The sequence below is a fragment of the Halopseudomonas sp. genome (assembly GCF_036960865.1).
Lineage (GTDB): Bacteria > Pseudomonadota > Gammaproteobacteria > Pseudomonadales > Pseudomonadaceae > Halopseudomonas.
In genome coordinates, this window is record NZ_JBALWE010000008.1 from 187846 (window position 1) to 201023 (window position 13178).

General features: G+C 59.9%; 16 protein-coding genes. 12 read left to right on the plus strand and 4 right to left on the minus strand.

Going from position 1 to position 13178, the window contains the following annotated elements; genetic code table 11:
• Positions 1-49 precede the first annotated feature (49 nt).
• The gene (locus V7747_RS13100) at positions 50-988 is read right to left on the minus strand and encodes a chemotaxis protein CheV (protein ID WP_335616468.1); all 939 of its coding nucleotides are present in this window, start codon (positions 986-988) and stop codon (positions 50-52) included.
• A 117-nt stretch (positions 989-1105) separates the two neighbouring features.
• Between V7747_RS13100 and flgA the strand changes: the two genes are divergently transcribed.
• From flgA to V7747_RS13120, 4 genes are all read left to right on the plus strand, one after another.
• Complete coding sequence (gene flgA / locus V7747_RS13105) at positions 1106-1816, plus strand: flagellar basal body P-ring formation chaperone FlgA (RefSeq protein ID WP_335616469.1); 711 nt, start codon at positions 1106-1108, stop codon at positions 1814-1816.
• 142 nt (positions 1817-1958) lie between these two features.
• Entirely contained in the window at positions 1959-2282 is a 324-nt protein-coding gene (gene flgM / locus V7747_RS13110) for a flagellar biosynthesis anti-sigma factor FlgM (RefSeq protein ID WP_335616470.1), read from the plus strand.
• 39 nt (positions 2283-2321) lie between these two features.
• Positions 2322-2780 carry a flagella synthesis protein FlgN gene (locus tag V7747_RS13115; RefSeq protein ID WP_335616471.1) on the plus strand — a complete coding sequence of 153 codons (459 nt, stop codon included), beginning with the start codon at positions 2322-2324 and terminating at the stop codon, positions 2778-2780.
• A 70-nt stretch (positions 2781-2850) separates the two neighbouring features.
• Positions 2851-3600: a flagellar brake protein gene (locus V7747_RS13120; protein WP_335616472.1), complete on the plus strand. Its 750-nt coding sequence runs from the start codon at positions 2851-2853 to the stop codon at positions 3598-3600.
• Positions 3601-3699: 99 nt separating this feature from the next.
• Here V7747_RS13120 and V7747_RS13125 read toward each other — a convergent pair whose 3' ends face one another.
• From V7747_RS13125 to V7747_RS13135, 3 genes are all read right to left on the minus strand, one after another.
• On the minus strand, positions 3700-5040 hold the full coding sequence (locus V7747_RS13125) for an MFS transporter (protein WP_335616473.1): 1341 nt from the start codon (positions 5038-5040) through the stop codon (positions 3700-3702).
• Between the two features lie 267 nt (positions 5041-5307).
• The gene (locus tag V7747_RS13130) at positions 5308-5607 is read right to left on the minus strand and encodes a DUF7693 family protein (protein ID WP_335616474.1); all 300 of its coding nucleotides are present in this window, start codon (positions 5605-5607) and stop codon (positions 5308-5310) included.
• 23 nt (positions 5608-5630) lie between these two features.
• Positions 5631-6581, minus strand: coding sequence for an acyl-CoA dehydrogenase family protein (locus V7747_RS13135; RefSeq protein WP_335616475.1), 951 nt, complete (start codon positions 6579-6581; stop codon positions 5631-5633).
• Between the two features lie 353 nt (positions 6582-6934).
• Here V7747_RS13135 and V7747_RS13140 point away from each other — a divergent pair, with 353 nt between their 5' ends.
• From V7747_RS13140 to V7747_RS13175, 8 genes are all read left to right on the plus strand, one after another.
• The gene (locus V7747_RS13140) at positions 6935-8137 is read left to right on the plus strand and encodes a PepSY-associated TM helix domain-containing protein (protein ID WP_335616476.1); all 1203 of its coding nucleotides are present in this window, start codon (positions 6935-6937) and stop codon (positions 8135-8137) included.
• Positions 8134-8676: a thiamine pyrophosphate-binding protein gene (locus V7747_RS13145; RefSeq protein WP_335616477.1), complete on the plus strand. Its 543-nt coding sequence runs from the start codon at positions 8134-8136 to the stop codon at positions 8674-8676. The genes V7747_RS13140 and V7747_RS13145 overlap by 4 nt, the downstream gene beginning before the upstream one ends.
• The gene (locus V7747_RS13150; protein WP_335616478.1) at positions 8673-9002 is read left to right on the plus strand and encodes a hypothetical protein; all 330 of its coding nucleotides are present in this window, start codon (positions 8673-8675) and stop codon (positions 9000-9002) included. The genes V7747_RS13145 and V7747_RS13150 overlap by 4 nt, the downstream gene beginning before the upstream one ends.
• Complete coding sequence (locus tag V7747_RS13155; protein WP_335616479.1) at positions 8999-9574, plus strand: DUF6162 family protein; 576 nt, start codon at positions 8999-9001, stop codon at positions 9572-9574. The genes V7747_RS13150 and V7747_RS13155 overlap by 4 nt, the downstream gene beginning before the upstream one ends.
• Before the next feature lie 61 nt (positions 9575-9635).
• Positions 9636-10571, plus strand: coding sequence for a metal ABC transporter solute-binding protein, Zn/Mn family (locus tag V7747_RS13160; protein WP_335616480.1), 936 nt, complete (start codon positions 9636-9638; stop codon positions 10569-10571).
• A complete protein-coding gene (locus V7747_RS13165; protein ID WP_335616481.1) occupies positions 10568-11350 on the plus strand; it encodes a metal ABC transporter ATP-binding protein in 783 nt (260 codons plus the stop codon). The genes V7747_RS13160 and V7747_RS13165 overlap by 4 nt, the downstream gene beginning before the upstream one ends.
• A complete protein-coding gene (locus V7747_RS13170; protein WP_335616482.1) occupies positions 11347-12252 on the plus strand; it encodes a metal ABC transporter permease in 906 nt (301 codons plus the stop codon). Before V7747_RS13165 ends, V7747_RS13170 begins: the two co-directional genes overlap by 4 nt.
• Positions 12249-13178, plus strand: a complete 930-nt coding sequence (locus V7747_RS13175) for a metal ABC transporter solute-binding protein, Zn/Mn family (protein WP_335616483.1) — start codon at positions 12249-12251, stop codon at positions 13176-13178. Before V7747_RS13170 ends, V7747_RS13175 begins: the two co-directional genes overlap by 4 nt.

Consider the following 13178-nt stretch of genomic DNA (forward strand, 5'->3'; position numbering starts at 1 on the left):
CGGGCCGCCTTGCGTTGTGTGAGTTCAGTGTTGGGTTCCTCGCCATCCGCTACTCGACCTGATCGCGCACGGCGTGCAGACGATCGATAACCCGCTGAGCCAGGTCATCCGGCTTGAACTTGGCAAGAAAGTCGTCGGCGCCTACTTTCTTGACCATCGCCTGGTTAAACACACCTGAGAGCGAGGTATGCAACATCACGTGCAGATCTTTCAGACGTGGATCGTTGCGTATTTCTGCCGTCAGCGTGTAGCCATCCATTTCAGGCATTTCAATATCCGAGACCATCATCAGCAACGACTTGCTGACATCTTCACCCTGATCAGCCTGCAACTTGAGCCAATCCAGCGCCTGCTTACCATCGTTGAGGGTGATAATTTCCACCCCTACTTCCTGCAGGCAACGCGAAACCTGCTTTCGCGCAATGGACGAGTCGTCAACGATCAGCACCCGGCGAGACACCGCCTCGGCGTTGGTTTCCTGATTGATGACGCCTTCGGAAATCTTCTCATTGGTCGGTACCACCTCGGCCAGCACCTTTTCGACGTCGATAATCTCAACCATCTGATTGTCGACCCGCGTTACGGCGGTGAGGTAGTGATCGCGACCAGTACCCTTTGGCGGTGGATGAATCTCGGACCAGTTCATGTTGACGATGCGCTCAACCGAACGGACCAGAAAGCCCTGCACCTTGTAGTTGTACTCGGTGATGATAACGAACGCGGTATCCAGGTTATCCAGCCCCGGACCACCCGTTGCGCGGTTGAGATCAAGAATCGGCAGGGTGCCGCCACGAATGTGCGCCACGCCGCGAACCACCGGATGCAGTTTCGGCATCATGGTCAGGCGTGGGCACTGCAGCACCTCTTTCACCTTGAACACATTGATCCCGTATAGCTGATTGCCTGACAGCCTGAACAGCAGCAGTTCCAACCGATTCTGGCCAACCAGCTGGGTACGCTGATTGACTGAATCCATTACACCAGCCATGGGCAGCTCCTTATCGTATTGAGCTCAATGCGGCATGTTTCCTGCAGTATTCGCCTTAAGGCTATTAGACTGACAGTAAAATGACACGCACCGACCATTTGTTATAAAGGTAATTGTATGCGTTTTATCACCGGGTGCGCGGCATTGGCGATATTTTTTTCCACGTCAGCGCTCGCCAATCCGCTCATTGATCAGCTTATCGGCGCGACCAACACGTTTCTTGAGCAAGAAGTCGAGGAACATATCGCGCGCAGCGGTCTACCCGCCCGCTACGAGATCAAATTGAACAGGCTTGATGCCAGGCTACGCCTGCCTGTTTGCCCCGCAGATCAGCTCAGCGCAGAACTGGAAAGCCCCGACATTCCGGTGGGCAGGGTCACCGTCAGATTGACCTGCGACAGCAGCTCGCCCTGGCGCCTTTTTGTGCCAGGCCAAGTCAGCCTGTACCAGCAGGTTCTGGTCAGTGCTCGCCCCCTGGCCCGCAATAGCCTGCTCAGTGCCGCCGACCTGACGCTCAAGGAGCGCGATACCAGCCTCCTGCGCGACAAGTATCTGATAGACCCTCAGCAGGCGATTGGCATGCGCTTGACCCGGCCGGTACCACCAGACACCATCATCACCTTCGCCGTGATTGAACAAAACGAGGTGGTTAAGCGCGGTGACAAGGTGGTTATCAGCGCCAGCAACGGCAACGTGTCGGTCAAAATGCCCGGCGAAGCACTGGAGAGCGGCGCCTTGGGCGCTCAGATACGGGTGCGCAATACTCACTCCAATCGCGAACTGAAGGCCCGCGTCAGTGGCCCGGGTCAGGTCAGGGTAGACATGTGATGAGCGGTAAATTATGGGATATACTGCCGACGAAACCGAGCACGCCGTACTGTGATGCTTTTCACACTTATTTTCCCTAAAGTTTTCAGCCTCGCGGCCGTTAAAGCGGTTAGAGAAGATTTTACAGTTTGAGGAATTCATCATGGTCATCGACTTCAACTCGCCGAATGGTCCTAACGGGGCCGGCCGCAGCAACCAGACCGGCAGTACGTCTGGCAAGCGTGAAGCTACGCTCGACAACACCGATAAAGCCCCTGCCGGCGCCGCTCAGGAAGCTGCTAGCGAGCGTTCATCGGTTAGCCTCAGCCAGCAGGCACAGCAGCTGCAGGCCATTGAAGAACGTCTGCGCGAGCTGCCGGAAGTCGATAGCGAGCGTGTCAATCAGATCAAACAGGCCATTGCTGACGGCAGTTACCAGACTGACAGCAGCAGGATCGCAGACAAGCTGCTCAGCTTCGAAAGCTGACCAGCTGCCTGATCCTGGCCTTAGCTTGCGGAGGCACCCATGCACGCGTTGAAAACAATTTTTCAACAAGCTGACCAGGATTGTGAACATTACCTCGCTTTAACCGAGCGCGAACGGCAGGCCATCATCGAGCAAAACATGGATGAGCTTGAGCTGTTGCTGCAGGAAAAACGCCCGCTGCTGGAAGCGCTCGCCCGCCACGATCAAACCATCAAGCACTATTGCACCCAACATCAAATCAGTGCACAAAGTCTGCAGAGCCACGTCAGCGACTTGAACGATGAGGCACTCAGCGCCGCCTACCAGCAATTTCTTGACCATCTGGAAGCGTGCAAGACGGCCAACGACCGCAATGCGCGCCTGGTTCGTCACAGCCAGAACAGTACCTCCAATCTGCTTGACCTGTTGCGCAACCAGGGCGAATCCAGCCAGAACATTTACGACCAACTGGGTAACCGAAGCCGTTCAGGCGTATCACGTGACCTAACCAAGGTCTGAGGTGATGCCAATCAGCCAGCTTGATGTATAGTAGGCCGCTAGCCAAAACCAATAATACCGAGAGCCCTAAGTGTCTACCCTATTCTCACAAGAAGCTGGTCCACAGCCCCCGCGCGAAGTTCGTTCCCCGATTGAGATTACCGCGCTCCTCAAGACACTGATGCAGTCTCGTGATCCCTTGATCATCACCTTTGAAGATCGTACCCAGAAATTTCAGAGCTTTATCGTCAACCTCGATAGCGACCGCGGCGATGTGTGGATTGACGAAATGATCCCGCGGGAAGGCGACCGCTACGCCAGTCAGGGTGAAGCCTACAAGGTCGATGCCTGGCATGAGGGCATACATATCCGCTGGTCTTGCCCGGGCGCGACCCAGGTCATGCTCGACGACGCCCCCGCCTACGCGGCAAAAATGCCGGACGAGCTCATCTATCATCAGAAGCGCGGCGCCTTCCGTGCCAGCGTACGCCGCACTGCCGACGTGGCACTGGAATTGAACCACCCCGAGCGCCAGCGCAGCCTGAAAGCCTTTCTGATGGACATTTCCGCCACTGGCTGCAAGATTCGTCTCGACGGCGATCTAAGCAAATCACTGCAGCCGGGTGAACTGTTCGAGCCCTGCTATCTGCATCTGCCCGAGACCGGTCGCCTTGAACTGGGCATGGAAATCCGGCACGCAAACTTCGTGGAAACCGCCAACGAGACCCACGTTGGCGCGCATTTCCGGCAGCCCTCGCCCTTGGCGCAGCGGCAGATCGACCGCTTCGTCAACTATCTTCAGCGCGAGGCGCGTCGCCTGGAGAAAGAAGACCTGTTTTGACTGTGGCTACTGGCGGCAGCATGGAGCCGCCAGCGTCGCATTTATGCCTTCATTCCCAGGTCTAATGCCCCGTCGGCCTTGCCGCCGACTGTTCGGCCGCTACCCCGGACGATGATCATCCTGGTCAGCATCTGCAGCGGCCACCTCAGCCTCCGACAGCGACTCAACCTCCTCTATCACATCATCCTGCATCTGGTCAGCCACCGCCTGCTCGTCCACCCGCGGGTCAATCGCAGCAGCCAGCGGTGAACTGGCCAGGTTACCGGCTGCCGGCATGAAGTGCAGCGGCGCCTCCTCCACCAAATGCTCGCCGGTCACCGCGTCCGCACGTACGCGGAACACCAGTACCAGCGAGCAGCAGGCCATGAAGATATAGAGCATGTCGGCGCCCCAGAGCTTCATCATCGCCGAACTGGCCAAGGGCCCAACACTGGCGCCCAGACCAAAGGTGACCAGCAGCATGGCCGACAGAGGCACCCGGTCATCGGGCTCGACGTGGTCGTTGGCCAGCGCTACCGCCAGCGGGTAAAGGGTGAATACCAGCAGACCGAAAAGTGAAGTCAGTACCATCAGCGCCATACCGGGCAGCAGGTCCAGCGCAATCAGTACCGACACCCCGGTCAGGACAATCGCATTGAGCTGAATCAGATGACTGCGATCAACCCGATCCGACAGCCAGCCCGCAGGCCACTGGGCCATCAGCCCAGCGCAGATGGTCACCGCCATGAAAACACCGATCTGCGACGTAGTCAGGCCGGCCGTCTTGCCGAAGACCGGTGCCATACCGTAGAAAGCGCCCAGCATCAGGCCGGCCACCGCAATGGTGGTCAACGCCTGGGGAATGCGCTCTACAAACAACTTGACCTTCAGCGGTGCCGGATGCAGCGGTGCCGGGTGGATCTGCTTGGTTACAGCAACCGGAACAAGGCACAGTGAAAAGCACATGGCAACAAACAGCAGGTGTTCTATCTGCAAGGTTGGCATCACGGTAAAGACCACCTGGCCGAGCACCAACCCAAGGAAGGTCACCACCATGTAACTGGCAAACACCATACCGCGCTGATGCGACTCGGCGCGCTCATTCAGCCAGCTTTCCAGCACCATGTACTGACACATCATGGCCATGCCGGTCAGTACCCGCAGCGCCAGCCAGACAGAGACGTTGTCGGTCAACGCGTGCCCCAGCACCGACGCCGTCACTACACCCGCGCTCGCAACAAAGGCGCGGATGTGGCCCACGCGCGCAATCATCCTGTGGCCTGTCGACGCGCCCATTACCAGGCCTACGTAGTAGCCCGTCATCAGCACACCGATCCAGATTTCGCTCACCTCCTTCGCGGCCAGATACAAGCCCAGATAGGTACCCAGCAAGCCGCTGCCGAGTAGCATCAGCAGCGTCGCAAAATACAATGAGGAAAAAGCCATCAGTGCCTGAGACATCAATACTCCTGCGGATTAAAGAGTCGAATAACCCTTGAATGATACATATAGCAGCTATCGCCCGGTTGGGGCTGCCAACAGCACTAAGCATGACGTTCACGGCGTGCTAGTCGGCACAGAAAAAAGCCGGCGGGCGACAAGTTGCCCGGTTGACCGGAGGCCTATGCACAAGTTCCTTGCCCAGCACAGCCTGCTGGTTAGCCGCAGTCTAACGCGACCGGGTTACACTGCGCAGACAACCCGCCAGAAAAGCGCTTGCGAGAATAGCTATTGCGCGCCCAACAAGGCGAGGAGCCGCACCCGCTCCCAGACACTGAGCAACTCAAGCGGATCGGTACCCGCCCCTGACCAGCAATGCATATCTGCACGGCGCCCGTCCGCCGCCTCACAGCCAATGCAGTAATCCAGGCTCCCTGCCTCCTTGCGCAAACGCAACTGGTAACCATCGATCGCCACCAGAACCTCGCCAGAGACAACTGCCTGCCAGGAATGAGGCGTTTTGCTGAGCACCCGGCGCTGCTCAAGCGCAACATCCTTCAAGGCTTGATAGACCTCACGTGCCGTCACCGCGGCCTCTCTGCCTGTAGCACTCACAAGACGGCCTGCGCACAGACCGCCTGCCAGGCTTTGACACCACGCTGCTCGCTGGTGGGAGCCCAAAGCGTCTGAATTGGCCTGTCGCGCAGCCAGCGCTGGGCGCGCGAATCGGCTGGCGAGGCGGCCCACAGCGTGTCGGCTTCGGCAAACAAGCGACGTGCCCAGGCGGTAACACCACTCAACGCCACCTGCGAAACCGGGGACTTGCCAGCACTGCTTGCCAACTCGGCGAGCAGCGCCAGTGCCGCCAGCAACTGTTGCAGATAGCTCACAGGCCAAGCGTTGCTGCGTCCTTCACGCAACAGGTAGGCCAGCAACGCCGCGCTGACGTAGAGCTCCTCCTTGATTGCAAAGGGATTAGCGTACGCTTGCCACCCATCGCCAGGCAGCAACGCGTCTGCATTGAGCGCCACCGCATCAAGCTGCATACAGGCGGTTGGCAGCTCCGGCATGAAGCTGCCGGGCTCACGCGGGCTGAAGGTGACGCCAGTTGCCTTGGCCGGCACGCAAAGAACACGAAAGCCGCCTGTAACTGTCCCTTCCGAGCTGTCTTCGGTTTCGCTCCGGCAGGCAACGAAAAAACTGCTGCATTGCTCAAACAATGGCGTCCAGCTCTTGCTGCCCTGCAGCTGTATGCCGCTCTCAGTTTCTCGCCAGCGGGTCTGCAGGTTGCGCGACCCGCGAACGCCCGGCTCGCTCAGGCAGAACGCGTAGAGGCCTGCGCCATCAGCTGCGGGGAACTGGTCACGCAATGCCGCCTGATAACCACTGGCGAAAGCCCAGGCGGCGCGATCCGCTTGAAAACCACCCTGTATTGCCAGTTGCAGAGCACAGGCTTCAGCAAACGGTAGCTGCTGCCAGCACTGCAACCACGCATCGCCCGTCTCCATCGCCGACGTGGCCAGCGGCGCCTGTAAACACCATTCCAACAAGGCAAACTTCATACAGCTGATCCTGCATTCATGATTTAACGCAGAAGGCCAAGCCCCCTCGCGATTCGCCTGCCAGTGTTAAACAGATTCGCCCTGAAAGACAGCCAGAACACCGCGATATCGCCTGCTGCCGCACTACGGATATGCGCACCACGCAGCGCAAGCTGCGAAATTGGGCGATTTTCCGATGGACAAGCGACCCGAGAAAATACGAAAATGCTAACAGTTCGCATTAACATCACGTTCTACATCTGGCCGTCATCTTCCGCTTATTGGCACGCTGCTGTGGCACAGGAACTGCTATTCCGCTGCCAAGTGCCCATCGAGACAGCTGACGCTAGCGAATCATTGAAGAAGTTGAGCTCATGTCCAAGAAGTCCCGCTCGAAAATCTGGTTTCTGGTGCACAGCTGGCTGGCATTGCCGGTCTGGTTTTTTGTACTCATTGTCTGTGTCACCGGCACTCTGGCTACCGTCAGCCAAGAAATCATCTGGCTGGCAGATCCGTCAGTCCGGGCACCCAAGCCCGCAGAGGACGCCGAGCGTTTGAGCTTTGGCGCCGTGCTGCAGAAGATCAACGAAGCAGAACCGGACATCAAGGTGCAGTCCCTGAGCCAGCCACACGAATCGCACTTTGCCATTCGCGCGCGAGTCAGTTACCCAGATGGCAGCTCACCAACGCTCTACGTCAATCCCTACACCGGCGACATTCAGGGCGTGAGCCCAACGTTCGACTTCCGCCAATTCACCCGCGCCCTGCACGGCTGGTGGCTGGTGCCCTTCACCAATGGCTTCAGCTGGGGCTGGTACCTGGTGTCCTTTCTGGGATTGCCAATGCTGGTCTCGCTGATCACCGGACTAGTGGTCTACAAGAAATTCTGGAAAGGGTTTTTCTCGCCACGCCTGCGCGTACGCCAGGGCGCACGCATCTTCTGGGGTGACTTTCACCGTCTCAGCGGTATCTGGTCGATCTGGTTCATTGCTGTTATTTCCATTACCGGTACCTGGTTTCTGATTCAGGCACTGCTGTTTGACAACCACATCTCCATCTCGACCGAGGGCGTGCCGCCAGTCATCGCGCGTGAGGATGTGCCGCAGAGCGATGACCTTTTCGCACCGCCCCAATTGAGTACCGACGAAGCCATTGCCCGCGCCATTGATGAAATCCCCACACTGGAGGCCAGCTCGGTATTTCTGCCCGGCAACGCTTACAGTTTGTTGTTTGTCAGCGGTCGTGGCTGGTATCCCTTGATGAACCAGACGGCCGGCATCAACCCCTACGACGGCGACGTGGAATACACCCGTCTGCTGAGCGACCGCAGCGGGCTTGAGTTCGTTACCGAATCCATGCGCCCGCTGCACACTGGTGACTTCGGCGGCCTGTGGATCAAGCTGATCTGGTTTTTCTTTGGCTTGGTACTCAGCATGATGGTGCTCAGCGGCCTGCTGATCTGGAGCAAGCGCACCGCCATTGCCACCGCAAAGGCCCTTAAAAAAAGCAATCAGGTCAATAAAGAACAACCAGCGCCACAGCACGCCCTGGGCCAATCCGCAGAGGGTCGCGCATGAAGACCGCAACCAACCCGCCCACGCAACGCGCCCTGGGCCGCCTGTGGCAGCGCTGGCGCTTTCATTTGAACATTCTGCTGGTGCTGATTCCCCTGGGCTTCATGCCGCGCTACTTTCAGGATGCCGCACTGTTTCGCGGTGACGTCGGGCTGGGGCAGCGCGAAGCAGGTGTCATCGAGGTCGGCCCCTGGAGCTTGACCCTGGCTGAGCTGCGTGAGGATGGTCCGGTATCTTCCGGTCCAGCGGGCTACTTCAAGGCCTTCAACGCCGCGCTATGCGACAGCTGCATTGACGAGGTCAAGGCAACCTATCTGCGTATCGGCAAGCCGCGCAGCCTGCGCGCTGCCGGTGCCCTATTCTTTGGCAGCCCGTACCGCATGGGCGTCAGCCTGCCGGTACCCGGCCGAGCCAAGCCCGATGACCATCTGTGGGTCACCATGGAGGGCTGGGACGGCAGCATGCACCAAGGCTCCATACCCTTGGCCCAGGCCTCACCAGCGACCGTTGCCTGGCTGCAACAACGAGGAGACACCGAATGAACACACTATCGCGTTTCGGCTTGAGCGCCCTGACCGCTGGCCTGCTTATGGCCGCGGGCCAAGCCTTTGCCCACAACCCCTTGTGTACCTGCGAGCCCCTCGGCGAGGAAGAAATCCGCTGCACCGGCGGCTTTTCCGACGGTAGCGGCGCGCCCGGCGTTACCCTGGATGTGATCAGCTACAACGAAGAGATTCTGGTGCCCGGCAAGCTAGGTGACGACTCCAGCATGACCTTCGCGCGGCCGGACGACGAGTTCTATATTCTGTTCGACGCCGGCCCCGGCCACGTGGTTGAAGTCGACCACACCGAAGTACCCGCGCCGTGACGGTACAAGTTGTGCGCCCGGCCGGTGCCGGCCATGAGTCACTGTATGTAGCTCTGGTTTGCGCACTGATTCTCGCGCTGGCGGCAGGCGTCATTTTCTGGCACCACGAGGCGCCAATCGAGCAAAGTATCGCCGACTACCAACTGGATGCCCGCCGAGACCTGAGCGCCGCAGAACAAGGCATTTACGCCGATCTGCGTGTGGTGGCAGAAGAAATCCCCTTCATCAGCGAAGAACTGGGTGCGCTGCCCAGCCCGCAACAAATGAGCGAGGAAGGCTTTCCGCCATTCATGCAAGACATGAGCGCGGAACAGCGCGGCGCGCATCAATGGGCATTGATTCAACGGGGTGCCGACAGCGCCTACCTGGGCCAAACGAGCAACGCCAGCGTGGCCGGCAGCTTTCTCATGCGCCTGAGTTCTCCCGAGCAGATCAATGAGGCGGTGTGGCTACACGCAGATGCCCCGGTCGCAACCCCCGATGGCCTGAGCGACCAGGCGCTGATTGCCGCCGGCTGGAAGCAACTGGCGATCCAGTTTAACGCTGGGGTTACCCGCCATCGCGAACATTGAAGAACGCAACCTGCCCTCAAAGGTTCGACCTACTTACCTGAAAACCTGTTTCTGGATGACCATGACACGCAACGCCGCCACCTCTCGACGCACCTTCCTGCGCCTGGCCCTGCTCAGCCTGATCGCCCTCTTCACCTGCCAGGCCACTTACGCCGACAGCGCCAAGCCATTGCGCATCGGCATTACTCTGCATCCTTACTACAGCTATGTGAGCAACATCGTCGGCGACAAGGCCGAAGTCGTGCCCCTGATCCCCGCCGGCTTCAACCCCCACGCCTACGAGCCGCATTCCGAAGACATCAAGCGCATCGGCACTCTGGACGTCATCGTGCTCAACGGCATCGGTCATGACGACTTTGCCGACCGCATGATCGCCGCCAGCGAAAAACCCAATATCGCGACCATCGAAGCCAACGAGAACGTGCCACTGCTGGCTGCCACCGGTAACGCCGCGCGGGGCGCTGGCAAGGTGGTCAACCCGCATACCTTCCTGTCGATCAGCGCCAGTATCGCGCAGGTCAACAACATCGCCCGTGAACTCGGCAAGCTTGATCCCGACAACGCCAGCACCTACATCCGCAACGCGCGCAGCTACGGCCGCACGCTACGCAAGATGCGCGCCGATGCGCTGGCCAAGCTGGCTGACGCGCCGAGCGCCGAGCTACGTGTGGCCACCATCCACGGCGCCTACGACTATCTCCTGCGCGAGTTTGGGCTGGAAGTCACTGCCGTGGTCGAGCCGGCGCACGGTATCGAGCCCAGCCCCAGCCAGTTGAAGAAGACCATTGATCAGCTCAAGGAGCTGGATGTGCAAGTGATCTTCTCCGAGATCGACTTTCCCTCGGCGTATGTCGATACCATCCAGCGTGAATCGGGTGTGAAGCTGTATGCCCTGACGCATATCTCCTACGGCGAATACAGCCCCGAACTCTATCAACAGGGCATGCAGCAGAACCTGGATACCGTCGTGCGCGCTATTCAGGAGTCAGCTCAATGAACAGTGCCGGTGCCGTGCCACTGGGCGCGCTGCAACGACAAATAAGCGGCCCGGCGATCGAGTTTGTCGGCGTAGCCCTGACGCTGGGTAGAACCGAGATTCTGCGCCGTATCGACTTGCAGGTGGCGGCTGGCGACATACACGCGTTGGTGGGCCCCAACGGCGGCGGCAAAAGCTCGCTGATCAAGACCCTGCTGGGGCAAATGCCGCATCAGGGCGAGCTGCGTCTGAATTGGCCAGGCGCCCCCGGCGTCATCGGTTATGTACCCCAGGCGCTGGAGTTTGATCGCGGCTTGCCGCTCAGCGTCGAAGATTTCATGGCCGCCATGTGCCAGCGCCGTCCGGCCTTTTTCGGCATTTCCAAGCGCTTTCGCGCGGCGATCGATGAGGCGCTCGAGTTGGTCGGCATGCAGGGCAAACGCAAACGCCGCATGGGCGCGCTGTCCGGTGGCGAGCGCCAGCGTGTGCTGCTCGCCCAGGGCTTGATCCCTGCCCCGCAGCTGCTGGTGCTGGATGAGCCCATGTCGGCACTGGACGAAGCTGGCATCCAGGTTTTCGAACGGCTGCTGCAGCACTGGCGCGCCGCCGGCGTGACCGTACTCTGGATCGAACACGACCTGGCCGCAGTGGGGCGCATGGCCGATCAGGTCAGTGGCCTCAATCGGGAGATCCTGTTCAGTTCGACTCCGCACGAGGCCCTGACGCCCGAACGCCTGCTCGAATTGTTCTCTACCCATCCGCGCAGCAAAAACCACACGCCGCAGGGACAGCCCGCATGAGCCTGGATTACGAACATCTGCGCCTGGGTATTCAAGCCTGGGCCAGCGCTGGTTACCTGCCGGAAATGCTGACCTACGGTTTTGTCGTCAATGCCCTGCTGGCCGGTCTGATGATCGGCCCAGTGCTCGGCGGTCTCGGCACGCTGGTGGTGGTCAAGCGCTTCGCCTTCTTCTCCGAGGCGGTAGGTCACGCCGCGTTGACCGGCGTCGCCATCGGCATTCTGCTGGGCGAGCCCTACACCAGCCCCTACGGCAGCCTGTTTGCCTACTGCCTGCTGTTTGGTCTGCTGCTCAATTATCTGCGCAACCGCACGGGTCTTGCGCCGGATACATTGATCGGGGTATTCCTCTCGGTCTCCCTGGCGCTGGGCGCCAGTCTGCTGCTGATCTTGGCCGGGCGGATCAATATTCACATTCTGGAGAACGTGCTCTTTGGCTCGGTACTCACCGTCAATGGCACTGACCTGGCCGTACTGGCCGGGGTGGGATCGCTGGTCGTCTGCCTCGCCATTCCGCTCTACAACCGCATCATGCTGGCCAGTTTCAACCCACAGCTGGCGGCGGTGCGCGGCGTGGCGGTAAAAACCATGGACTACCTGTTTGTGGTGCTGGTAACCCTGATCACCGTCGCTGCGGTGAAGGTCATTGGCGCCATTCTGGTTGGCGCGCTGCTGGTCATTCCGGCCGCGGCGGCGCGGCTGGTGGGCCAAACGCTGCGCGGCTTTTTCTGGTATTCGGTAATCATTACCACGCTAAGCACCCTGACCGGTATTCTGCTGCCGATCATGATTGATCTGCCCATTCCCTCCGGCGCAGCGATCATTCTGGTCGCTGGTATGTTCTTCGCACTCGCCGCTATCGCGCGCGGCACACTCCCGCAGTTGAAAGGAAATATCGGATGAGCTACTCCCTTCGCCCTTGCCTGCTGACAGCACTGTTGACAGCACTGCTGGTCGGCAGCAGCACCACCGCCCTGGCCCAACAGGCGACAAACAAGCGCCCGCAGCCGGGCCCGGTACAGCTGCTGGCGGCGCTGCCCATCACCTATGGGCTGACCGCCATGCTGATTGATGGCAGCGATGTGCAACTGGTGCGCGCCGCTCCGGCCAACCTGCCCGGCAGCCGCCAGCCGTCCTACTTTGCCGGCCGCGGCGCCGCCAAACTGGAAGCGCTGGCCAAGGACGCCGACGCGGTCATCAGCCTGCGTTCCAGCTGGCCGGAAGACAGCCTTTACCCGCTGGCAAGGCGCAGCAATATCAGAGTGATCGAGATAGACGCCGCACGGCCGGTGGACGGTGCCCTGCCCGGCATTGCCACCCAGCCAGCGCTGAGCGGCAACGGGCTCGACACCCAGCCCTGGCTGGAGCCGACCAATATGGGTCGTATGGCCGATATCATCGCCGCCGATCTGGTGCGCCTGGCGCCTGAGGCCAAGCCACAGGTCGAAGAGAATCTCGCCAGCCTGAAACATCGCCTGCTGCAACTGAGCGCCAGCAGTGAAACCAAACTGGCGGACATCGACAACCTCAGTGTGGTCAGCCTCAGCACGCACTTTGACTACCTGATCAGCGGCCTCAATCTGGAGCCGGTGCCGTTCGAGCTGCCCGCCACGCGCCGCTGGAGTGCGGAGCAACTGGCGCAGCTGACCCAGACCCTGAACGACTACGAGGTCGCGCTGGTACTCTCCCCCAATCAGCCGAGTGACGACATACTCGCCGCCATCGCCGCCAGCAACAGCACCCTAGTGGTGCTGGAAGATGCAGACACAGACCCGGTCTCCGGGCTGGAAAGCACGATCAAAACCCTGCTGGACGCCTTCGCCTCCTGA